The organism is Parabacteroides sp. D25, from assembly GCF_000307475.1.
GTDB classification, from domain to species: Bacteria; Bacteroidota; Bacteroidia; order Bacteroidales; family Tannerellaceae; genus Parabacteroides; species Parabacteroides distasonis.
This window is the reverse complement of sequence record NZ_JH976501.1, coordinates 442730-468282: the sequence shown is the minus strand read 5'-3', so window position 1 is coordinate 468282 and position 25553 is coordinate 442730. Positions and strand designations below refer to the sequence as shown.

15 protein-coding genes are annotated in these 25553 nt (G+C 44.6%); 10 read left to right on the top strand and 5 right to left on the bottom strand.

The annotated features are described in order from the left end of the window. Positions 1–228: 228 nt before the first annotated feature. Entirely contained in the window at positions 229–4032 is a 3804-nt protein-coding gene (dnaE, locus tag HMPREF0999_RS05405; RefSeq protein ID WP_029257148.1) for a DNA polymerase III subunit alpha, read from the top strand. Positions 4033–4119: 87 nt separating this feature from the next. Next, entirely contained in the window at positions 4120–4434 is a 315-nt protein-coding gene (gene trxA, locus HMPREF0999_RS05400; RefSeq protein WP_009275383.1) for a thioredoxin, read from the top strand. Positions 4435–4490: 56 nt separating this feature from the next. Here trxA and mnmD read toward each other — a convergent pair whose 3' ends face one another. Then, positions 4491–5153 carry a tRNA (5-methylaminomethyl-2-thiouridine)(34)-methyltransferase MnmD gene (gene mnmD / locus HMPREF0999_RS05395; RefSeq protein ID WP_009275382.1) on the bottom strand — a complete coding sequence of 221 codons (663 nt, stop codon included), beginning with the start codon at positions 5151–5153 and terminating at the stop codon, positions 4491–4493. A gap of 70 nt (positions 5154–5223) precedes the next feature. On the opposite strand from mnmD, the gene HMPREF0999_RS05390 reads away from it, so the two are divergent. Beyond that, positions 5224–7617 carry a TonB-dependent receptor gene (locus tag HMPREF0999_RS05390; RefSeq protein ID WP_009275381.1) on the top strand — a complete coding sequence of 798 codons (2394 nt, stop codon included), beginning with the start codon at positions 5224–5226 and terminating at the stop codon, positions 7615–7617. Positions 7618–7749: 132 nt separating this feature from the next. After that, positions 7750–10398, top strand: a complete 2649-nt coding sequence (locus HMPREF0999_RS05385) for an ATP-binding protein (RefSeq protein ID WP_009275380.1) — start codon at positions 7750–7752, stop codon at positions 10396–10398. Here the strand turns inward: HMPREF0999_RS05385 and HMPREF0999_RS05380 are convergent. Further along, entirely contained in the window at positions 10393–11400 is a 1008-nt protein-coding gene (locus HMPREF0999_RS05380; RefSeq protein ID WP_008779195.1) for a sensor histidine kinase, read from the bottom strand. The genes HMPREF0999_RS05385 and HMPREF0999_RS05380 overlap by 6 nt on opposite strands. After that, entirely contained in the window at positions 11397–12761 is a 1365-nt protein-coding gene (locus HMPREF0999_RS05375) for a sigma-54-dependent transcriptional regulator (protein ID WP_009275379.1), read from the bottom strand. Before HMPREF0999_RS05375 ends, HMPREF0999_RS05380 begins: the two co-directional genes overlap by 4 nt. Positions 12762–12977: 216 nt before the next feature. Here HMPREF0999_RS05375 and HMPREF0999_RS05370 point away from each other — a divergent pair, with 216 nt between their 5' ends. Then, on the top strand, positions 12978–13583 hold the full coding sequence (locus HMPREF0999_RS05370; protein WP_009275378.1) for a DUF4858 domain-containing protein: 606 nt from the start codon (positions 12978–12980) through the stop codon (positions 13581–13583). On the opposite strand, the gene nudC is transcribed toward HMPREF0999_RS05370, so the two are convergent. Then, positions 13554–14327 (bottom strand): NAD(+) diphosphatase, encoded by a 774-nt coding sequence (gene nudC / locus HMPREF0999_RS05365; RefSeq protein WP_009016882.1) that lies wholly within the window; start codon positions 14325–14327, stop codon positions 13554–13556. The two genes, HMPREF0999_RS05370 and nudC, sit on opposite strands and share 30 nt — an antisense overlap. A gap of 213 nt (positions 14328–14540) precedes the next feature. Here nudC and HMPREF0999_RS05360 point away from each other — a divergent pair, with 213 nt between their 5' ends. Beyond that, positions 14541–16928: an ABC transporter permease gene (locus HMPREF0999_RS05360; protein WP_009275377.1), complete on the top strand. Its 2388-nt coding sequence runs from the start codon at positions 14541–14543 to the stop codon at positions 16926–16928. Here the strand turns inward: HMPREF0999_RS05360 and HMPREF0999_RS05355 are convergent. Further along, on the bottom strand, positions 16867–20976 hold the full coding sequence (locus HMPREF0999_RS05355) for a hybrid sensor histidine kinase/response regulator transcription factor (RefSeq protein WP_009275376.1): 4110 nt from the start codon (positions 20974–20976) through the stop codon (positions 16867–16869). The genes HMPREF0999_RS05360 and HMPREF0999_RS05355 overlap by 62 nt on opposite strands. 162 nt (positions 20977–21138) lie before the next feature. On the opposite strand from HMPREF0999_RS05355, the gene HMPREF0999_RS05350 reads away from it, so the two are divergent. The 4 genes from HMPREF0999_RS05350 to HMPREF0999_RS22880 all read left to right on the top strand — a co-directional run bounded on the left by HMPREF0999_RS05350 (position 21139) and on the right by HMPREF0999_RS22880 (position 25543). Next, a complete protein-coding gene (locus tag HMPREF0999_RS05350; RefSeq protein ID WP_009275375.1) occupies positions 21139–23535 on the top strand; it encodes a TonB-dependent receptor in 2397 nt (798 codons plus the stop codon). A gap of 431 nt (positions 23536–23966) precedes the next feature. Further along, on the top strand, positions 23967–24536 hold the full coding sequence (locus tag HMPREF0999_RS05345) for a GNAT family N-acetyltransferase (protein WP_009275373.1): 570 nt from the start codon (positions 23967–23969) through the stop codon (positions 24534–24536). A gap of 18 nt (positions 24537–24554) precedes the next feature. Further along, positions 24555–25328 carry a class I SAM-dependent methyltransferase gene (locus HMPREF0999_RS05340; protein ID WP_009275372.1) on the top strand — a complete coding sequence of 258 codons (774 nt, stop codon included), beginning with the start codon at positions 24555–24557 and terminating at the stop codon, positions 25326–25328. Between the two features lie 62 nt (positions 25329–25390). Beyond that, entirely contained in the window at positions 25391–25543 is a 153-nt protein-coding gene (locus HMPREF0999_RS22880) for a hypothetical protein (protein ID WP_009275371.1), read from the top strand. Positions 25544–25553: the final 10 nt, after the last annotated feature.

Below are 25553 nucleotides of genomic sequence, written 5' to 3'. Positions count from 1 at the left end.
TCAATACAACATCTGTTTATATAACATATAGATTCTATAGAATCACACATATTATAACCTCATTATATCCTTCAGAAAACACGTACGTCTTTTTCCAAAAACATGTACGTGTTTCCGAAAAAAGACGTACGTGTTTTTTTAAAAGCAAAACAACCTCTCTCGTACTAAAAAATATTTCCTACCTTTATGCACTCATTTCAATATGCACCAGACTATACATTAATATATATGGAACCGTTTATTCATTTACACGTACATACCCAGTATTCCTTGCTGGACGGACAGGCATCCATCGACGCATTGATCGACAAAGCGTACAAAGACGGAATGCGTGCGATCGCCGTAACAGACCATGGCGTTATGTTCGGTATCAAGGAGTTTTTCAATAAGGTTAGCAAAAAGAACAGTAAACCTCTCGGGATCATCAAGGACTCCGAGAAAGAACTAAAACCGCTGCTGGCCAAGGATGCGCCAACCGATGAGGAACAACAAAGGATAACGGAACTACAAAAACAAATCGCCGAAGCGAAAGCTTCCATCTTCAAGCCGATCATCGGGTGCGAATGTTATTGCGCTCGCAACGGAAGGCATAGCAAGCTGGCCTCGCAAGACGACCGTAGCGGCTGGCACTTGATCGTTCTGGCCAAAAATAAGAACGGATACAAGAACCTGATCAAGATGGTATCCCTCTCATGGACGGAAGGATTCTACGGACGTCCGCGTATTGACAAAGAGTTGTTGGAGAAATATCATGAGGATCTGATCATCTGCTCCGCCTGTTTAGGAGGAGAGATCCCACAGCATATCATGCACGGACGAATCGATAAGGCTGAGGAGTCTATCAAATGGTTCAAAAACTTATTCGGAGAAGACTATTACCTTGAGATGCAACGGCACGAGACACACGACCCTAACGCTGATTGCACGATTTTCCCGCATCAACAAGAGGTGAACAAGGTGCTGATCGAGCTTGCGCACAAATATAATATCAAGCTAATCGCCACCAACGACGTCCATTTCGTCAATGCCGACGACGCTGAGGCCCACGACCGCCTGATCTGTCTTAGCACCGGCAAAGACTTGGACGACCCCAAGCGTATGCGCTACTCCAAGCAAGAATGGATGAAGACAACCGCCGAGATGAACACCATCTTCGCCGATATCCCCGAAGCTTTGAGTAATACCCTCGAGATAGCCGACAAAATAGAATTCTACTCCATCGACAGCGGTCCTATCATGCCGACTTTCGCCATTCCCGAGGAGTTCGGTACCGAGGAGTCCTACCGTCAGAAATTGACAGAGCATGATTTATTTGAGGAATTCACCCGAGACGAGAACGGTAATGTCGTATTAAGCGAGGAAGAGGCGCACTCCAAAATCAAGAAATTAGGTGGATACGACAAACTATACCGCATCAAGCTGGAAGCCGACTATTTGGCGAAATTGACATACGACGGAGCCAAGGAGCTTTACGGAGACCCCTTGAACGATGAAGTAAAGGAGCGTCTGAACTTCGAGTTACATATCATGAAGACCATGGGTTTCCCCGGCTACTTCTTGATCGTGCAAGATTTCATCCGTGCCGCTCGTGAGGAACTCGGTGTATCCGTAGGACCGGGACGTGGTTCGGCCGCCGGATCTGCCGTAGCTTATTGCTTAGGGATCACCAAGATCGACCCGATCAAATATGACCTCCTGTTCGAGCGTTTCTTGAATCCGGACCGTATCTCCCTCCCCGATATCGATACCGACTTCGATGATGATGGCCGTGGCGAGGTCTTACGCTGGGTAACGGAGAAATACGGTGCCGAGCGTGTGGCTCATATCATTACTTATGGTACGATGGCTACCAAGTCCGCTATCAAGGATGTCGCCCGGGTACAGAAATTACCGTTATCCGAATCGAACCGGTTAGCCAAATTGGTTCCGGATAAGATCCCTGACATGAAGAAGTTCAAATTGGGCGACGCCATCAAGTATGTGCCGGAACTAAAAGAGGCGGCTAACGGAAATGATCCGCTGGCACGGGATACCTTGAAATATGCCCAGATGCTGGAAGGCAACGTCCGTAACACGGGTGTACACGCCTGCGGTGTCATTATCGGACGTTATGATATATCGGATGTCGTACCTGTCAGTACGGCGAAAGACAAGGATACCGGCGAGGAGATGCTGGTTACCCAATACGAGGGTTCCGTGATCGAGGAAACCGGATTGATCAAGATGGACTTCTTGGGCTTGAAGACCTTGTCCATCATCAAGGAAGCGATCGAGAACGTGAAACTGACTACCGGACATGATCTGGATATCGACCATATCAGTCTGGAGGACCCCAAGACTTATAAATTGTATTGCGACGGAAAGACAACCGGTACATTCCAGTTCGAGTCCGCCGGTATGCAAAAGTATTTGAAGGAGTTGCAACCTTCTAAATTCGAGGACTTGATCGCCATGAACGCCCTGTATCGCCCGGGCCCAATGGATTACATCCCTTCTTTTATCGCCCGTAAACAGGGTAAGGAGGAGATCAAGTACGATATTCCCGTCATGGAACGCTACCTAAAAGATACGTACGGTATTACGGTCTATCAGGAGCAGGTCATGCTTCTATCCCGTTTGCTCGCTAACTTCACGCGTGGTGAGAGTGATGCCTTACGTAAGGCGATGGGTAAGAAGTTGATCGAGAAGATGAACCACTTGAAGTCTAAGTTTATGGCCGGTGGTCAAGCCAACGGCTATAAAGAGGAAACTTTAAACAAGATCTGGTCCGACTGGGAGAAGTTCGCCTCATACGCATTCAATAAGAGTCACGCTACTTGTTATTCATGGGTGGCTTATCAGACCGCTTACTTGAAAGCGAACTTCCCGTCCGAGTATATGGCCGCCGTCTTGAGCCGAAGCTTATCCAATATCACGGATATCACGAAGTTCATGGATGAATGTAAAGCGATGGGTATTCAAGTATTGGGACCGGACGTGAACGAGTCTATCTTGAAGTTCAGCGTAGATAAGAACAAGAACATCCGCTTCGGGCTAGGCGCCGTGAAAGGCGTAGGTGAGTCAGCCGTACAAAATATCATAGAGGAACGCAAGAAGAACGGCCCGTACAAGAGTATCTTCGATTTCGTAGAACGGGTGAACTTGACCGCTTGCAATAAGAAAAACATAGAGTCCATGGCTTTGGCCGGAGCGTTCGATAACTTCGGTATCCAGCGTGAGCAGTTCTTCACCGACAGTGGAAAAGGGGAATTGTTCTTGGATACCTTGGTTCGCTATGGTAACAAATACCAGATGGATAAGAGCACGGCAGTCAACTCTTTATTCGGTGGAGACGCCTTGATCGCCATCGCTAAACCGGAGATCCCGCAATGCGAGCGTTGGAGCGATCTCGAACGCCTGAATAAAGAGAAGGAGTTGGTCGGTATTTACCTATCCGCCCACCCGTTGGATGAATACCGTATCATATTAAAGTATGTATGTAATACCGGCATGGTAGAACTTAACGAGCGGGAAACCTTACAAGGCCGGGAAGTTTTATTAGGTGGTATCGTCACCGGTTTCCGGGAAGGAATGACCAAGAACGGAAAGCCTTACGGTATCTTGAAGATCGAGGATTTCACGGGTAGTGGCGAGATCCCGCTTTTTGGACAGGATTATATCGAATACAGCAAGTATGGTAAAATAGGGATGTATCTCTTGATCACCGCCCGTGTAGAGCCTAGCCGCTGGGACCCCAATAAACTGGACTTCAAGATTGGTACCGTCAACCTTTTGCAAGACGAGAAAGACAAGCTGATCGAGAAAATCAGTATCACGGTCCCGATCCATGATTTGGACGAGCCGACAATCAATGAGCTTTCGGTATTGATCAAGAACAATCCGGGCCATAGCCTGTTATATTTTAAGGTTGTCGATGGGGAACATAATATTTCCCTAAATCTCTTCTCCCAAAATATCCGCTTAAACGTGACCCGTGAGCTGGTAGACTTTTTACAGGAGAACGAGAATATCGATTTTAAAATTAATGGTTAAAGTTGTACGACGCTGAAAGAATTTGTACTTTTGGCGTCATAACAATCATTAGATTATAATTCATAATTAAATAATACGTAATTCAAAATGGCACTACAAATTACAGACGCTAATTTCGAGGAGTTGGTTAACTCCGGAAAGCCCATGGTTCTTGACTTTTGGGCAGAGTGGTGTGGCCCTTGCCGCATGGTATCTCCTATCATTGATGAGTTGGCAACCGAATACGAAGGTCGTGTGACGATCGGTAAAATGAACGTTGACGAGAATGACGATGTAGTCGGACGATTCGGTATCCGCAACATCCCTACCGTTCTTTTCTTCAAAGACGGTAAGATGGTTGATAAAGTAGTAGGCGCTACGGCTAAGGATAAGTTCGTAGAAAAGATCGAGGCAATACTTTAATAATTGAGAATTGAGAATTGAAAATACCGAGGAATACGCTCTGTAACTTTCAATTCTCAATTTTTAATTCCCCTAAGTATATGTCGCTTGCCCGGAGGACCGGGAAGACGGCTCATCTCAAAACCAGCCGCTTGCATACCTCTGCGTACCTCTCCTTTTGCGCAATAGGTTACGATCACTCCGCCCGGTGCGGTATGAGCATACAAACGATTATAGATTTCTTGATTCCACATCTCCGGTTGTTTCTCGGGCGCAAATGCGTCGAAATAGATCAAATCGATATCATCCGGTAGTTCACAGGCGTTACTATTTCCTTCTATTTTATGAAGTGTAAAGCGCTCTGAGATTGAAACGGGAGTATTCCACTCCGCCTCATGCAAGGCTAAGAATAACTCTTTTCTCTCCGGCCAGATCAGCTCTCCATAATTCAAGGGACGAATCGTATCTAAAGGAAGCGGGTATAACTCCACGGTATGATAATCAATATGATGTGCTTGAGATAGCTCGACATCCTTCAATGTCAAGAAGGCGTTCAGCCCTGTACCGAAGCCAACTTCCACGATTCGGATAAAGTCTTTCTCCCGCACATGCAATCCCGCCTCAATAAATATATGTCTCGATTCCTGCAACGCCCCGTTCACGGAATGATAATGTTCATCCATCGCCGGAATATATAGCGTATGGCTTCCATCCGCCGTTATCTGTAATTCTTTCTCCATATGTATGCAAAGATAATACATACGAATCAGAATAATACTTATCTTTACCGCTATAAATATGATATAAGATATGGATAGACGCCATCTTTACTTCTTACTATTCTTATTATGTACCATACAAGCCGCTATCGGTCAACAGCGCTCCTTCTCTATCAAGGGAGTTGTAAAAGACGCATCGAGCGGACAGCCGATACCTTTCGCTAACGTAGTGGTATGGAACACGACGCAAGGGGCGGTCACCGATTCCACCGGATTATTCGAGATATCCGGCATATCACCCGGAAGCTATCGTCTCCAATCCTCCTTTCTGGGATATAAGCCATTCGTTACCGCCGAATTCAGACTAGCGAATAAAGATATATTCTTCCCGATCGAGCTAGAGGAAGCCAGCCAGAATCTGCAAGAGGTTAGCGTAGTAGCCTCTCCGTTCCGTAAAACCGCCGAAAGTCCGCTAGGACTCCGTGTAATCGGCTTCAAGGAGATAGAGAAAAGCGCGGGAGGAAACCGGGATATCTCCCGGGTAGTACAAACCTTTCCCGGAGTAGCGTCCACGGCAGCGTTTCGTAACGACTTGATGGTAAGAGGAGGAGGTCCCTCGGAAAACCGTTTCTTTTTGGATGGCGTAGAGATACCGAATATCAACCATTTCTCTACCCAAGGAGCCTCCGGAGGTCCGGTCGGTATTATCAATCCCGATTTTATCCGGGAGGTCAACTTTTATTCGGCCGCATTCCCCGCATCCAAGGGAAACGCTTTAAGTTCGGTATTGGATTTTAAACTACAAGATGGAAATAAGGAGAAATTCTCATTGCGAGGAGTCCTAGGAGCCTCAGATATCGGTGTGTCCGCTAATGGACCGCTAGGAAAAAAGACCACTTACCAAGTGTCTGTTCGTCGCTCTTACCTTCAATTCCTTTTCGATATGATCGGCTTGCCGTTCTTACCTACTTTCACGGATGCCCAATTCAAGATTAAGCACTCCTTCAACCCCAAGAATGAGCTTACAGTTCTCGGATTAGGGGCGATCGATGATATGAAGCTGAATACAGGAATGGAAGACATGAGCGAGAAAAACCAATATATCCTCTCTTACTTGCCGGTCGTAAAACAAAAAACGTATACCCTTGGAGCGGTTTATAAACACTACGCCGGTAAAAATCTCTACTCGGTCATTATCAGCCGTAGCCAGACCAACAATAAGAATATTAAATACAAAGACAATGACGAAAGCAAGGAAGAGAATCTCTCCTTAAATTACCGTTCGGATGAGATCGAGAATAAGTTCCGAACGGAAAACACGTTCCGCTTACCATTCATTCAATTGAATGTCGGAGGAAACATCGAATACGCCCAATACACGAATGACACCTATCAAAAGCAATTTACCTCTATCCCCCGTACCATCGTATATCAAACAGACCTTGGCATATGGAAGTGGGGTATCTATGCCACGGCTATTTATGAGAGTTATAACGAGCGGTTTACCGCCTCTTTAGGTGTTCGTGCGGACGCAAACAATTATTCCTCGGATATGAATAATTTGTTAGATCAGTTATCTCCTCGCCTATCCTTATCCTACCGCTTGTCCGATCCGCTTTATATAAACGCGAATATCGGACGCTACTACGAGCTTCCTCCTTATACGACATTGGGATTCAAGGATAATGAAGGTAATTATGTAAACCGGACAAATCATTTAAGCTATATCCGAAGCGACCAAGCCGGATTAGGCTTGGAATACCGTCCTACCTCATACTTGAAATTCACGGCCGAAGGATTCTATAAACATTATGATCGTTATCCGATGTCCATACTCGACAGTATCCCACTTGCGTCGAAAGGTACGGACTATGGTGTCTTGGGAAATGAGGCCGTATCGTCTACCGCTACAGGGCGAGCTTATGGGCTTGAGATCATGGGACGTTGGTATAATTATAAAGGGCTTACTTTCATCGCGTCCTACACTTTGGTAAGAAGCGAATTCAAGGATGGGAGAAATATGGACACTTATCTTCCCTCGGCTTGGGACAATAAGCATCTGTTCACGTTTAGCGGGACTTATTCTTTACCCAAGAACTGGGACGTAGGCGCCAAGTTCCGGGTAGTAGGAGGCGCTCCCTATACGCCTTACGATGTAGAAAAGAGTAGTTATGTAGAAGCTTGGGACGCTAATAACGGGCTATACTATGATTACAGCCGGTTTAACAGCGAACGGCTCAAGCCATTCACGCAGTTAGATATCCGTATCGATAAAACATTTTACTTCAAAAAGATTATGCTTGGAGCCTATATCGACATCCAAAACATATTGAATTCCAAATACAAAGAGCAAGACGTATATATCAAAACGGGTAAAATTATCAACCCGGAAGCTCCCATATATGAACAACGGTACGAATTAAGACCGATAGAACGTCTTACAGGAACGCTTCTCCCAAGTATCGGAGTGATGATCGAGTTATAGATTTTAGGCGTAATAGATTCTTTTTATTTTGAATTTCAGCAATTAATCATAAATCTTTTCTATTTTTGTGGACTGTATGAACAAAAAATAGTACTTTAATCGCAAATAAGCACATGAATAGGTAGGTAAAGAATGACATTATTAAAATACTACATACGATTCGTACTCTTTATCGTGTTAAGTCTGGTCTTTTCTTTCCACTTATACGCTACAGATAATGCAGGCCCTATTTTAATCATTAGCTCCTACAATCCCGATACACGTAATACGACCGCCAATATTTCCGAGTTTATGGAGGAATATAAGCGGGGAGGTGGTATCTCGCCGGTGGTTATCGAGAACATGAACTGTAAGAGCCTCCCGGAAGCCCCCTTATGGGACGGTAAGATGAGAGGTATATTGGATAAATATAAGGAAAATAACACTCCTCAGCTTATCATAATCTTAGGTCAAGAAGCGTGGGCTTCTTATATCTCCCAAGAATACAAGCCTGATATACCGGTTTTATGCGGTATGATCAGTAAGAATGCGATCTTATTACCCGACTCGGATTTAAATGTCGCCGAATGGGAGCCGAAATACATCGATATCCAAGAGTACGTAGATAAAGGTTTACATCTTGGCGGATTCTTGTATTCTTATGATGTAAAAGAAAACATCCGGTTAATACATAAGCTATATCCTAAAACTCAAAATATAGCATTAATCACCGATAATACCTACGGTGGTTTAGCTATGCAGACCTTGGTAAAAAAGGAAATGGAAAATATCAAGGATCTGAACTTGATATTACTGGATGGAAGAAAGAATAATATCTACACCATCGTTGAGCAAATCAAGAACCTGCCGGATCAGACCGTGATATTGATTGGTACATGGCGTGTAGACGTGAACGACGGGTATTATGTTGGAAATGCCACGTATACCATGATGACCGCCAATCCCAGAATCCCGACATTCACATTGGCATCCGTCGGCATAGGGCACTGGGCCATCGGAGGTTTCAGTCCCAAATATAGGCCTATAGGTTCCGATTTGGCGAAAGAGGCTTTAAGTATATTGGAGAAGAAAATCGCCCCTAAAGATATCCATCCACAAATCATTCCCAATGGATATATGTTCGACGCTTCAAAGATCAAGGCTTTTGATATCAGCAGATTGTCATTGCCCCACGACGCTACTATTATCAACGAGGACCCGAGCCTATTCTCCAAATACAGGTTCGAGATCTTGCTAAGCGTAATCACCGTATTGTTTATTTTCCTGATAATGATATTAATCTTCTTTATCCGAACCAATAAACTGAAAGATAAGTTATTGGATCTACAGAAGGATAATATACTAATCATGAATAATATCCAAGCTTCCATCTATTTCATCAAGCCGGATTATACCGTAAAATGGAGAAATGAGGTAGAGTTCCATGACTGTATCCCTGAATTCGGTCCGGCTAATTGCTTCTTGGTCAAGAACGGAGTAAAGCCTTATTGTACCCGTTGCACGGTCGCAAAGGCCATGGAAACCAAAAAGCAGGTCGATATCACGAATGAGTTCGGCGATGGAAAGTATCTTCATATTTTGGCGAACCCTGTATTAGACGAGCACGACAACCTTATCGGGGTTATTTTCAAGAAAGAAGATGTGACAAAACAAAAACAGGCGGAGAACGAACTGAGGAAAGCGAAAGAGAAAGCGGAAGAGTCCGATCGTTTGAAATCCGCGTTCTTGGCGAATATGAGTCATGAGATTCGAACGCCATTGAATGCGATCGTCGGTTTCTCCGGATTATTGGCCGTAACCGAGAATATGGAGGATAAAGAGGAATATATCAATATCATTAATAGCAACAACGACCTGCTATTGCAATTGATCAATGATATTCTCGATCTAGCCAAGATAGAGGCGGGTACGCTAGAATTCGTGGATTCAGACGTAGATGTCAATCAACTATTCTCCGATATCGAGCAGTCTTCCCGTTTGAAGGCGCAAGATGGTGTGCAGGTATGCTTTGTCGAGAAGATCCCGAATTGTATCTTACGCACCGACCGTAACCGGGTCTCCCAAGTCATTACGAACTTTATCAACAATGCCATCAAGTTCACGACTCAAGGTAGCATCCTGTTTGGCTACCGCCATAGAGATGATGAGTTGTATTTCTATGTAAAAGATACAGGATGCGGTATCGCCAAGGATAAGATCGGTCAAGTTTTCACCCGTTTCGTTAAGTTAAATAGCTTTGTGCAAGGAACGGGGCTGGGATTATCGATTTGCCAGATGATTATCAAGCGTCTGGGTGGAGATATAGGGGTGGAATCAGAGCAAGGAAAAGGTTCTACATTCTGGTTTACGTTGCCCTATTCGATACTAGAGATGCAGGAAGTCCCGCATGAGAAACCAAAAACCGAGAATGTACAGAAGAGCCAGTCATCCAAATCGGCAACCCTATTAATAGCGGAAGATAACGAAAGCAACTATACTTTATTCCAAGCCATGTTGAAAGATTATAACCTTATACACGCATGGAACGGGGAACAAGCGATCGATTTATTCAATAAATATCAACCGGACTTAATCCTAATGGACCTAAAAATGCCGATCGTAGACGGCTATGAGGCTACACGGGTAATTCGGGAAAAGAACCAGTCCATCCCTATCATCGCCGTAACGGCTTTCGCTTTCGCGGAGGATGAGGAACGGGTAAAACAAAGTGGATTCTCCTCTTACATCGCTAAACCGATCAAGCCGGATAAGCTAATCGCATGTATTAATACTTATTTATAGAATCCGTTTGGTAACAATCGGAAAACGCAAGACGAAAGAGGAACCCTTCTCTACTTGAGAGTCGAGACTAATACTTCCTCCATGACGGTTCATGATCTGCCGGCAAAGACTTAATCCGATACCGGAACCTTTAGATTTAGTCGTGAAGAAAGGCACGAAGACCTTGTCGATCGCCTCGGGAACAATTCCGCTACCATTATCAATCACCGAAATAATAACCATGCCGGCTTTTTGGACAGCCTCCACGACTATTTGAGGAGATAAGGACTCTTCACAAGCCTCTATCGCATTTTTCAATAGATTAATTAATACTTGTTCCACCATGATCCGATCCGCATATAAATTCAAATCTTCCGGTTTTACACGAAAGAAGAGGATGTCGGACTTCTCCGGAAATAGAAGCCGGATATCGTCAAAGAGAGCCGAAACCGAGAAGTTTCGTAAAGTAGGTAAAGGCAGACGGGTTAATTGCCGATAATTCTCGACAAAATCCAATAGCCCCTTACTTCTCCGGTGGATCGTTTGCATGGCTTGTACCATGATAGCGTAGTCTCTCTCATTCATGCCATTTATCGTCGCACGCTCGGCTACCGTCTCTGATAAAGAGATTACCGGAGCGATCGAGTTCATGATCTCATGCGTCAATACCCGGATAAGTTTCTGCCATGCCTCGGTTTCCGCCTCAGCGACCACCGAATTATACAATCGACTCCGTAAAGCTTCCAAGGCAGCGTTCATAGAAGAGGCCAAAGCCTTTTCGTCTTCCGTCATTGAATCGGAAGGATAAAACAGGCTCAGATCCCCGTAATGAATACTCTCTATCAGGTATTCCATCCGCTTAACAGTCTTTTGCTGATCCTTATATAAGAAAACCGAAAGCGCAAGAATACAAAATCCGAACAGCGCAGGAATAAACAAAAACCCTTTCAGCATTAAGAATGAGGCAGTAAAAGACAAGACCACGATCCCCAAAATACGAGCGAACAACAAGTAACGTATCATAAGCCAAATTTCTCCAATTTACGATACAAGGTAAAGCGGGTAATCCCTAGAAGCTCGGCGGCACGAGTGATATTCCCCTCGGCACGACGTAAGGCACGTTCGATCGCTTCTTTCTCCAATACCGTCAAATTTAACTCATCGGATGGTTCCTTATCCCTAAGCGGGACAGAACGCAGAATAAAGTCTTCCGGCCTTAGCCAATTACTTTCAGACAAGATAACCGCCCGTTCAATCGCATGTTGCAGTTCACGTACATTACCGGGCCAAGCATAATTATGTAGCTTATTCTTCCCATCCCTGTTAATGCCCTTCAAGTCTTTCTTATATTTACGGGCATACTTCGACAAGAAATGTTCAGCCAATAAGATCACGTCATTTCCTCGTTCCCTCAAGGGAGGAATATGTAACTCGATCGTATTAATACGATATAAAAGATCTTGCCGGAAAGTACCTTCTGCCACAAGATGATGGATATTCACGTTCGTTGCGCAGATCAACCGGATATCAATCGGTATGGGTTGCGTTGCTCCCAAGCGGGTTATCTGTCGTTTTTCCAAAGCGGTCAACAGTTTCGCTTGCATGGAAAGGCTTAAGTTCCCGATCTCATCCAAGAACAAGGTACCACCGGAAGCTACCTCCATTCGTCCCGGCTTTTCCTTACGGGCATCCGTAAAAGCCCCTTTCTCATAGCCGAATAATTCACTCTCGAAAAGTTGTTCCGGAATAGAGCCCACATCGATCCCGACGAAAAGATTCCCCGAACGCGGAGATTGATGATATAAGGCGCGGGCAACTAAATCTTTACCGGTTCCATTCTCCCCCAAGATTAATATATTGGCATCCGTATTCTTTAATTTATCGACCGTAGCGAAAATAGCCTGCATCGGTTCGCTTTCACCGATGATCTCGAAGCCAGCATCCTCGGGTGAACTAAGAATCTCAACTTGTTTCTTTAAATTTCGCACTTCCGCCCTACTCTCCCGAAGTTCCAATGCCGAAGAGAGTGTAGCGAGTAATTTCTCCTTTTCCCAAGGTTTCGGGATAAAGTCGGTAGCTCCTGCCTTAATCGCCCGCACGGCCTTATCCGTATCCGAATAGGCAGTCATAAAAAGAACCACCACGTCCGGGTCTATCTTCTTTATCTTCTCCAGCCAATAGAAACCCTCCTGACCACTAATAGCATCCCGTTTGAAGTTCATATCCAACAAGATAATATCCGGGATAAAAGTCCGCATGAAATGATCGATGCGCTCCGGTTGCGTAGCCACTCTTATTTGTTCCATATAGGGCTCCAGTAATAAGTTAAGGGCAAAAAGGATGTCCTCATTATCATCTATAATTAATAGTTTTCCCTTTTTCATAAGCGCTAAACTAGTTTGTGATGCCTCAAAGGTAGGTATTAAATCAATGGAAGAAGCGTGCGTAATCGAACGATTATCGTGCGCAGATGAACTGTTAAATTAATAGTCCGCAAAGAGGGTTAAGATTAAGTAAACGGTAAGACTATTTAAGCGAAAGAAAAAACGAGGAGAAAGAAGGAAGACTATCTTTGAACACAATTAACAATTCAGGCATTCATGAGACCACTATTGATTGGATTTTTCGTCTGTATAAATATACACTTAGGCTATGCGCAATGGACTGAGCAAGATTCGATCTGGCTAAAGGATGTATTAGCAGGCAAAGATTCCATCAAATTGAACCCTGAATTCCAAAAAGCAATCCAAAGCGGTTCTTTCCTCAACCCGGAACCGGGAAAACCGATGGGGAAACCTCAACTGGCCGCTCCCAGCAATATCCCTATCACCAGAGATTTCTCAGAATATATCCAACAAGACGATACGACACACCGAAAAGTAGCATTGAAGGATTTACCACCATCGGTATTCTGGCGACATAATCCACCGTATAAAAAGATACTGCCTGTCTATCAATCTATCTTAGATGAATTGAAAAGGACTCCGTCCAGTGGTCGTACCTCACTAGCAACCTTCGATCTAGGAAGGATGACCAGCCGGAAAACATATGTCCATAAACGCAACGCAAAACGCAACGGAACTTGGCAAAACTACGGCAACCTCCCTACCCCGGATGTCATCTCTAAAAGGAAGAAATTCGAAAGACAACAGGCAGAGGCCGCAAAAAAGGACTCCTCATTGATGATCCAACCACCAATCGATTAGCTTACGGGCCAAGCTCAACTTACGGGGGATCTCCGGTAAGTTATCTTTGGTATAGAAGGCACCAGAACTTAGTTCCTCATCCTGCAACTTAATTTCCCCACTTACATAATCCGCTACAAAGCCTACCATCAAGCCACTCGGATAAGGCCAGGGTTGGTTTCCGAAATAAGTGATATTATCGACCTCTAAACCCGTTTCCTCACGGACCTCCCGACGCACACACTCTTCCAAGGTCTCGCCAACTTCTAAGAATCCGGCCACTAATCCATGGAAAGTTCCCCGGAAATTACGGGCATGTACCAAAAGAATCGAATCCTCCTTACGGATCAAGACGATCATCGCTGCTGAGATTGTCGGATAAATCTCATGTTTGCAAGAAGGACATTGCTTCATGATCGACGTAGTCTGCACGGTAGGAGTACCACATACCGGGCAGAAACGGCTATGGCTATCCCAATAAAGCAATTGAAAAGCCTTACCCGCCTTCTCGTAACACGCTCTCGAGATATAATCCCAAGAGGCACGCAACCCCATATGTACGTAACGGTCATTCCCCTCCACCGGAGTATCCAATTCTGCCGTACGCGCGGGAAGTCCATCCCGGTAATCAACCTCCAGCGTATGAGAAACCGGAACTGGGGGATTCTCGCCATAAGGGATGGTATACGTATCATTCTCTTTCTGAAGCAACAGTTGGTCTTTATAAAAAAGGAACCAATAACAGAGTTTATTTGAAGTTTCCATGCTGATATTTCCGAATTATCTTTCTATATGTAAAACATCCGCGAACTTACGAATTAAAATCAAATAACGTGCGAAAGCGAACGTGCACCGTGCGAAGGCACACACAATCGTTTCTAAGCATTTTTCTATTATCTTATGATTAGCAGAACGTTACATCGATGGCACATTATTTGCCTCTTTTCTAAAAAATGAATATATTTAAAACCTGTTACAATGAAACTAATGATTCGAAACTTACTTTATCTATTCAAGCGGTTTAAGACCGCCGTCGTGTTAAACCTCTTCGGCTTGACAATCGCTTTCGCCGCCTTCCTCCTGATAGTAATGCAGGTGGATTACGAGATGAATTACGATGCCATGCACAGTAAATCGGGCCGAACCTTCCGGCTAGAGGCAAATCACGGAGAATTCGAGCATAACGCCATCCATTGCCTAATGTTTAGCGATGCTTTTGTTAACTCATCCGCTCATATCACGGATTACTCCTACCGTTATCCATTCTACGGAGGAGAACGGTATTGCCAAATCGACGAGGTAGACGATCAAGGAGAAGCGAAAGTATTTAAGGAAAACTTCCAGCTTTGTCTACCCAATATCTCAGATGTCTTTGATTTCCACATGAAAGAAGGTTCCGTCGAATGCCTATCCATTCCCGGTTCCGTACTCATTCCGGAGAGTGTCGCCAAAAGGCTGTTCGACAAACAATCCGCTATCGGTAAACGTATCCGGATGTCCGGCAGTAGTGGCTGGCAACCTGTAAGTACCACGATACTTACTATTGGGGGTGTCTATAAGGATTTCCCGGGAAATACTACGGTACAAAACCGTATTTACGTCCCGATGGACCAACTGGGTCTATTAAAAAGTTCTTGGCAAATGTATGCCAACGAAATATACGTCACGCTAGACGACCCCCTAAATAAAGAGGAGGTATTGGATCATTTCAACAAGACTTTCGATTTCGCTAAAAGCCAAATGGGTTCAGCGCAAGAGATCGCATTACGTCTAACCCCCTTAAAGGATGTTTATTACACGCATGATACAACTTTCGACTTTAATCCGAAAGGTCACCGGGAGACAAATTATGTGTTACTGGGTATCGCTTTCCTCATCTTATTCATCGCCGGAATCAATTTTACCAATCTCACAACCTCGTTGATTCCCCTACGATTGAAAACGATCAATACGCACCGGGTATTAGGATGCTCCATCTATAAGTTACGAGCCATCTCACTGATTGAATCGATCGTGATCTGCTTGATATCCTACATTCTCGCCTTATTCATCGTAAACGATTTGTCTTACACACCGATCGCTAATTGGGTAGATGCGGATATACGTCTTAGTCAATACAAAGGCCTGATCCTTCTCACAGCACTGATCGCTATCTTGACGGGTTGCTTGGCAGGACTTTATCCAGCTATACGAAGTACCTCCTATGCGCCGGCCTTGGTACTAAAGGGCTCTTTCGGTCTTAGTCCCAAAGGGAAAAAAGTACGTGTCGCCCTGATCGGTTTCCAATACACGGTATCGATCGCCTTGATTATTGTCACCTTATTCATGGGACTTCAGAACCATTTCATGACCTCTAGCGAGCAACTAGGATTCAATAAAGACCAAGTAGCCATCGTGAACCTGACACCGGAGATCTACGCCAAGCATAAGCCCCAATATATCCAGAAACTTAAAGATTATCCGGGAATAGAGGATGTGGCCTTCTCCGTCTACGAATTATCGAAAGAAGATGACATGATCGATCTCGAATATGCCCGTCATGAAGATAAGGATGTATTCTTCAAGGTATTCTATGCCTCCGAGAATTTCCTTTCCGTCATGGATATCCAAGTAGAGGAAGGAAGGGATTTTACACGGGAGGATTTAAACAAGGCACAAAGTGATTATATCATCAATCCGGCGGCAGAGCGGGATTTCCACTTACATCCCGGAGATCGTTTCAATGATCGTACGGTTCTAGGAGTCAGCAAGGATTTCCGGTTTAACTCTTGCCGGATCGCAAGCTCGCCTTTCGTATTCGCATTGAATAACGATATACCCAATCCTAAATTGGTATCCTATATCCGCTTCAATTCGAAAACGAATTTACAGGAAGCTGTCGCCCACGTCCGGGAAACATTGAAAGAGATCGATCCGACTTTCCCTTTCGAGATCTCTTTCTACAACACCATCTTAAACAATTTATATCAGAAAGAACAAACACTGGGTAAACTAATCTCCCTATTCGGAATAATGGCGATCTTGATCTCTATCGTAGGTGTATTCGGACTCGTGCTATTTGAGACGCAATACCGCCGGAAAGAGATCGGTATCCGCAAGATCAACGGAGCGACTACCGGACAGATTCTTTTGATGTTCAACAAGACTTATATCCGGATCGTCTCCGTTTGCTTCATCATCTCGATCCCAATAGCATGGATGGGAACACAACAGTGGCTAGAGAATTTCGCTTATAAAACACCACTCCATCTTTGGGTCTTCATCGTAGCTTTCCTAATCATTCTCTCGGTTACGATCGGTACCGTTACTTTCCGGAACTGGCAAGCGGCGAATGAGAATCCTGTGAACTCGGTGAAGTCTGAATAAACTCACTCGGAGTGATCCCGTAAATTTCTTTAAAGCAACGGGTAAAATAGTTCGGATCGGAGAAGCCGACCTGAGCAGCTACCTCCCCGATCGAATAAGCGTGCTGCCCCAATAACTCGGCGGCACGCTTTATACGTATATTGCGGGTGAATGAGGAAGCGGAGCAACCAGTAGTAGACTTTAATTTCCGAAATAAGCTGGCACGGCTCATCGCCATCTCGGAACAGAAAAGCTCTACATCAAACTCCGGGTCCTGCAAATGAGCCAGAACGACCTTTGTCACTTTCGAAACAAATTCCTTATCCGGATCGGCGATGGTTTGCTCCGGAGTACGCAAGTCGAACCGATCCCTGAAATATAACTTTAGTTGCTCACTACGTTTGAGCAGATTCTTGATCTTCGCTTTTAAGACAGCAAGACTGAACGGTTTAGGCAGATAATCATCCGCTCCGGCTCCATACCCTTCCAATTGTTGACGTTCTTCCGCTAAAGCAGTCAATAGGATAACCGGTATATGGGCCGTCCGTTCATCCATTTTCAAAGCCTCGCAACATTCAATCCCATTCATGACCGGTATCATTACATCCGAGACAATCACGTCCGGTAGGATCTCCATGGCTTTCTCCAAGCCGACCTTTCCGTTTTTCGCTATCACGACCCGGTAATCCGTTTGAAAAGCATTCATCAAATAACGACATAGATCCTCATTATCCTCTACAAACAAAAGCGTTTGTCGTAGATTCTCCGGGACCGGGTTTGTTCCTTCCAATGGAACTGATTCCCGCAAAGATGCCTCTTCCATTTTAGGTTCCGAATACTCCAACCACTCCTCAGGATAAGCCTCTTCCGATATAGGCAAGGCAACCGTAAAAACAGAACCTTTCCCCAATTCACTCTCACATTGAATGGTTGCCTTATGTAACTCCAATAGCTCTTTTGTGTACGCAAGGCCGATCCCCGAACTCTCCGAGCGGCGAAACGCTATCGATTCCCCCTTATAATATTGATCAAAAATATACGGTAACGATTCGGGGGGAATGCCGATTCCACTATCCGTAATTCGTAAAGTCATGACCGCATCGGATGAGCTTTGCTCCAATAAAGCGGAAAAGCTTACCGAACCACCATCCGGCGTATACTTAAATGCGTTCGACAGTAAATTATATAGAACCTGCTCTAGGATATTCTTGTCAAAATAAGCGATTGAGATATCTGGGGCAATCGAATACGTAAACGCGATTTTATAGGAATCGGCCAAAGGAATAAAGGTTTCCGAAATCTCCTTTAAGAATCGACTGAGATCCGCACAAACAATATGCGGGGAAGGAACTCCCCGGGTCAATACCGATAAATCCAGTAATTCATTGACATGCCGAATCAAGCGATTGGTATTCCGGGAGATCGTACGCAAAGTTTCTTTATCTCCACAAGATTCTTCTGAACCGGAATGCCGTTCCAGATCCTCCGTCAATCCCTTGATTATCGTCAGCGGGGTACGAAGCTCATGAGAGACATTCATAAAGAAACGAGTTTTCAACGCATCTTTTTCCTCCAGTTCTTGCTTGGCCTGTTTCAACAGCCGTGTACGTTCTTGTATCTTACGCTCCAACTCGGCTTGGCGAAGCTGATACCAGCGCACCCGGCTCTTATAGGCGATATACAACAGTACGCATACAACCACGAATACCAGCAAAATAAACCACCACGTCCGCCACCAAGGAGGAAAGATCCTGACAGGTTCGGTAATGGGAGCGCTCCAATAGGAACCATTGCCGGAAGTTTCCACCCGAAACACATAGTTTCCCGGTGGTAGGCGGTTATATATAGCCGTACGATCGCTGGCGTCCACCTCCCGCCAATCCGTATCATATCCATCCAGACGATACCGGTATCGGATACTACGGGGATGAGAATAATCGAACGCAATAAAACCCACCTGTAAACCTTGCTTCTCACGTGAGTCTCCGATCGTGAGGTTCGTGATTCGCAAAGACTCAGGTATTTTTCTCAAACCGTCCGTTAACTGAACGGGATCAAAAGAAACGATCCCCTCATTACTGCCAAATACAAGTTCACCCGATTTGCGCTTACAGCAAGCGCCACCCATAAACTCATTCGATAATAAACCGTTCGCCGTCGTATAATTAACGATATGCCGGTTTTGTATATCCAAGCGACTCAGCCCTTTATTCGTGCTGACAAACAGGATGCCCGGCTCACCTTCACGGATTCCTCGTACGATATTTCCCGATAAGCCATCCTGTACCGTGAAATGATCAAATCGCCCGGTTCGCTTGTCGTATTGATCCAACCCCGCATTCGTACCGATCCACAAATAACCGGAAGAGTCCACAAACAGACAATGAATATGATTCGACGCAAGGGGATTCATCTCACCCGGTATATATCGATACGTGATAAGCGCTCTCGTCTTCGTATCCCACACCCGAAGCCGCCCCTCATCCGCTCCTCCCCAAAACCAAGACTCTTCGCTCACGCATAAGTTACATAACTCCGACAACGAGTTGATCGGATAATCATAAGAGACTTGGTAATCCGGTATAAAAGGGCGGATTCGGAAATCATCCAGATTCAACCGGTCCGGGTTGGCGTCTTGATAACTGATCCATAGGTTCCGCTCCGAATCCTCACGGATAGAACCTATAATCTTTCCGGATAAAGAGGACGGACTTTTTCGGGGTGAGAAGGTAAAACGCATATCTACCCGGGAAGTCTTATGGTTAATCCGATCTAATCCCCTAGAGGTCGCAACCCAAAGATTCAGGTCCGAATCCTCATAAACGGCTAGGATATGAAGAGAAGACAGATTCTCTTTTTCCGTGTATCCCAAGGTATATCGAAACAAGGAAGGTGTTAAATCCGCATGGCTCACCCCATACGTGGAATGCCCCGCCCACAGATGATCCGAGTCATCCAGAAACAAACAGGTAATCTGGTTACTGCTGATAGAATGTGCGTCTTCCGGCACGTTCCTCAACTGTCCCATTTTCCTCTCCTTCGGAGAATAATAAAAAAGACCTTGATTGAAACGGCTATCATCAAACCAGACCGTTCCGTCCTTACTCTCGAAGATGGATCTCACTTGGCATTCTCCCGTAGGTTCCAGATCCTCCGGCCGGTCAAAGAAATGCTCACATCGCAAGGCAAGCCGGTTCATCCGGCTAATCAAGCTTGCCCCCTTATTATGTCCGATCCAGAAATCACCATCACCGGTCTCCAAGAATTGATATACCCGAGTATCCTCACGACCGACAGATTGGAAGATCTCTCGCTCTCCCATATCAACCGAACGAAAAGCCCCTTCACGTCCCGTACCTAACCACATATAATCAAACCGGTCGATATAGATCGCGTTAACGCCATTCAAATTGCCGGCATTGATATCCTCCCGGTCATTTGTCCGTATCGTATAATCTTGAAAGTGGTTTGTTTCTTTGTCATACAAACTAAAACCTGCTAAAGTCCCTACCCAAAACGAATGATCCGGTGCCGAATACAAACAATTCACAGGAGACGACGAGACTACCGAACCCGCCGGCGAAAGGCGTACCAATTTCTTCTCTTTAGCGTCATACTCCAACATCCCGTTCTCCGTACCTATAAAGATATGTCCCGGAACGGAGGCCGAGAAACAAGTAGGACTACCATACACACGTAACTGTTGTCGAAGCCATTCTTTCGTGAAATTCAGAAATGTATCCGAACCTCTGTCATAACGGCTAATCCCACCCGAGGAAAAAAAGATCCAGATACCTCCATCTGAATCCTCGAATAATTTATCGATAGAACTGCTTTGTATACTTTCCGGACAATCCGGTACGGGCAAGAATACTTTAAACGTATATCCATCGTAGCGGTTCAAGCCTTCAGTCGTCCCGACCCAGACATACCCGGTACGATCCTTCAAAATAGAGGTTACCGAGGAAGAAGAAAGCCCGCTATCCATTGTTATCCGGTCAAAAATAACGTTGGTAGCTTGCGCTCTCGTTATCATAAGTACAAACAGCAGTAAAAGGTATATTCTCATCCATTCATCTGATTAAAGCCCCAAATATAAAGATTAAGTAGGTGAAAATCACAGAAAATAGAAAGATTGAACGATTTGTACGGTATTATGAAACATATGTCCGGCCCGCTCCCTCCCTATTTCCCTAGCTTTGCGGTATCAATTCTAAAACGAATGTAAAATATGAGAAAACTTTTTCTATCGCTAGTATTCCTTAGCGTGCTACTATCTATCCATGCGAATCCGGGTATTAAAGGAATCGTAATCGATCAAACCACCCGTAAGGCATTAGACTACGCTCACGTTGTATTATATGATGGAGATCATATCGTCGAAGAAGCTATGACTGAAGCGAACGGTTCTTTTCTAATCCAGCCCGTAAAACCGGGAACGTATTCGATCCGTATCCATTTTCTGGGATATGATGTTTATATGGGAGAGGAGTTTATCCTTACAGAGCAAATCAAGGATCTGGGTATTATCCCGATGCAAATGCTTGAGGTAGGCTTACAGGAAGTGGAGGTCGTAGCCAACAAGAAACAAGTCATCTATAAACTGGATAAAAAGATCATCGAGGCTTCTTCCAACCTGCTTTCCTCGGGAGGAACCGCTGTCGATATCCTAGAGAACACGCCTTCCATCCGGGTGAACGCCGAGGGAGAGGTTACCTTCCGGGGGAGTAGCGGATTCACGGTCTACGTAGATGGAAAGCCCAGTATATTTACCGGGACCCAAGCCTTGGAACAGATCCCGTCCGGACAAATCCAGAATATAGAGATCATCACCACCCCGTCCGCCCAACATGATACAGGGGGTGATGTCGGGATCATCAATGTCATTACCAAGAAGAACTTCGGGGAAGGGCTGAGCGGAGTAATCAACCTAAGCGGGAATACGGTATGGAGCCGGACCTTGGATTTCTTGTTGACCGGACAAAACAAGGCGTCTCAATGGCGTATAGGCGGTTATGTGGGAAACCGACTTCGCAAAAGTCATTTTACCCAAGAGAAAACGACGTTGGTAAACGATACGACAACGACTTCTTATTCCAATGGCCCCCGTGAAAGTAACGGCTACGCATATATTCTCAACGGAGGTTGGAGCTATACACAAAAACAAACGACTTTTTCTATTAACGCGGAAGGCGGATATGCCGGACTCAAACGAAAAGGGGATCTTGAATATACGGAAGAACGTTCCGCTAATGGCGAGCAATTCGAGAACGGAGAGTTCAAGAGCCTTGACGACTTTGATATCCATGAGACTTTCGGACTAGGGAATCTGGCCGTGGATCATAAGTTCAATGATAAGGGGCATAACCTTAGCGGTAGCTTCTTCTTGAAATATGGAGGCGACGCTCTGGAATATTTCCAAAGCGATCTGTTCGACAAAAACAACGTACGCCAGCAAGGTCATCGTGCGTGGGAGGCCGAACATCGTTGGACCGTCCGTACGAAAGCCGATTATGTATTTCCATACAGCAAAACCGGACAAATCAAGGCGGGTTATCAATATTTCTCATACTCGGAAGACGGCGATTATAGTATGCAGTTTTGGAACCCGGATACCAAAGAGTTCTTCTGGCGTGACGATATTTACAACACGTTCTATTTCCAACAAGGGATCAACTTCCTTTATGCGATCGTTGGGGATAGCTACCGGTCTTTTGATTTTCAAGTAGGATTACGAGGAGAACATACGCATCAAGTATTACGTAGCTCCAAAGATTGGGCGAACCGCCTACAAAGGCGTTTTGAGTTGTTCCCATCCGCCCATATCGGTTATAACCTCACACAAAATCAGAAGCTTCTATTCGCTTACAGCCGTCGTACGACCCGACCGGAGCTTTATTTCATGGAGCCATACATCACTTACAAGGATTACTATACAGCCGAGATCGGTAACCCGGATATACGCCCGGAGTACATTCATTCTTTCGAGTTGAATTATTCCTTGACTTCCGGCGACAATGCCTTGTCTGCCTCCCTATTCCACCGAACCCGCAAAGACAAGATCGAACGATTACGGGTTCCTTACCAAGCCGGGGTTACCTTGGATTCCATGGCGAACGTGGGACATGATTATTCCACCGGAATAGAACTATCGGGCAGTTTGCAGGCCACCAGTTGGTGGAATACGCAAATAAACGGTAGCCTTTATCACTACCGGGTAGAGAACGAGTATAAGACGGACGGAAAGAATGAGACCAGTACCAATTACGAGATCGCTTGGAACAACGCTTTCACGGCCGGGAAATACACAAGGATACAGCTTGACGGCAATTTCGTAGGTCCTTCCGTAACCACCCAAGGAAGAACCCAGTCGTTCTGTTTTGTCAACCTAGCGATACGGCAACAATTCTTCAAACGAAAGTTGACGGCCACCCTCTCTTTCCGGGATGTCTTCAATACGGCCCGTTATGTCAATACGATCACTTCCTCGAACTTGATTTCCAAAACACGAATCCGGCCCGATTACCCGTTGATAGGCTTGACCCTTAGCTATACGTTCAACCAGTTCAAGCTAAAGAATGGCTTATCCAACAATTCAAAGGATTTATTCGAGGGGACGAATCATTAACACATACCTATTGCTCCACTTTCAAAGTATGTTAAGTTACTTTGCCGATGAACTTAACATACTTTGCCGATGAACCTAGCTTAATTTGCCAACAAAGTTAGCCTGCTTTTTCCTATCTATTTTCACTGTATTGGAAACCTCTGACTATAAAGATATTATAATAAGCATATTTTGCAATTTAAAACGGTTTGACATAATTTCCAGCTCTCCAATAATATAAATACAGAAAAAACCATTACTTTTGCAACCTATGTGTAAAACAAAGAAGGAAATTGTAAAGTAAATAACCTCAGACGTTCCTGTCGGGGTTATCCCACCATCATACTCGGGCATATTCCTGCCCGAGCTATTTTTCATATACCTTTAGGAATTAATTAAAGCTTGACAAGGTGCGTTATGCATTTGTTGAAGTTCTTAACATACATAATACAATGAATTTAAATAATATTCAAATAAGAGAAACTGCGACAAGCGATTTTAGCCATATAATGGAAGTTGAGAAATTGGCATTCGGCTATGATAAGGAAGCCGAACTCGTAGCAGAGTTATTAGCCGACAATACAACCAAACCGATAGTCTCACTTCTTGCTTTTTATAAAGACGAGCCTATCGGACATATTCTTTTTACCAGAGCCTATTTCAACGAACAGCAGCAGCAACCGATGATGCATATTCTTGCACCTTTGGCTGTAAAACCGGAATATCAACGGCAAGGTATTGGTGGAATGCTGATAAAGGCTGGTATAGAGAAATTACAAGAAAAAGGTTCAAACCTTGTGTTCGTATTAGGGCATAAAGAATATTATCCTAAATATGGATTTATACCTGATGCCAATCATTTAGGTTATCCTGCGCCTTATCCCATTTTGGAAGAATATAGTGATTATTGGATGGTTCAACCAATAAGCCCAAAAGGATTCGAAATCGGTAAAGGAAAAATTAAATGCAGCGAAGAATTAAACAAACCCGAGCATTGGCGAAATGAAGAATCAGATAGATAACTTTTAATAAAAAACATCATGAGTAACGAAAATAAAACAATTCACGAATTCGATTTCAACCTGATCTGCGAATACTTTTCAAACGTAGAACGTCAAGGACCGGGCAGCCCAGAAGCAACTCTTAAAGCGTTGAGTTTTATCGACAATTTGGCTGATAATTCCCGCATTGCCGACCTTGGTTGCGGTACGGGAGGGCAGACAATGATTTTGGCAGAGAACGCTCCGGGGCAGATTACCGGGCTTGACCTCTTTCCTGAATTTATCAATATATTCAATCGGAACGCCAAACAATCTGACCTTTCCGATAGAGTAAAAGGTGTTGTAGGTTCAATGGACGATCTTCCTTTCGGGAAAGAATCCTTAGACCTTATCTGGTCTGAAGGGGCTATCGCCAATATCGGCTTTAAAAAAGGCTTGAATTATTGGAACGGCTTTCTAAAAAAAGACGGTTATGTCGCCCTGACCTATGAGTCGTGGTTTACGGATGACCGCCCCGCCGAAATCGAAAAGTTCTGGCTTGACGCAGTTCCTGAAATGAACACGATAAGTCATAATATTTCAGTCTTGCAGAAAGCCGGTTATCGTCTTGTTGCCGCATTTACGTTACCTGAAACCTGCTGGACAGAGCATTACTTTTCTCCATGCAGCAAGATACAGGATGAGTTTCTGAAGAAACATGCAGGCAGCAAAACCGCTGAGGAACTTATAGCCGGTCAACGCCATGAAAAGGTGTTGTATGACAAATACAAAGAGTTCTATGGTTATGTGTTTTATATCGGGAAGAAGATCTAATTAACTCAAAGAGGGAAGATTATCGTAAAACAATAGTCTTCCTCTTTCAAATAAAAAATAAAATGAAAAAGATAAATTACTATTATCTCGTTGCTGGATTCTTAGCTCTCCTGTTTTCGATAACGCATGAGCTAAACGGACAACGGGCATTAATTCCTGCCCTGTATGCCGGGGAATTAGATATAAATACCGTAACGACATTCAAGTATATTTGACATATTATTA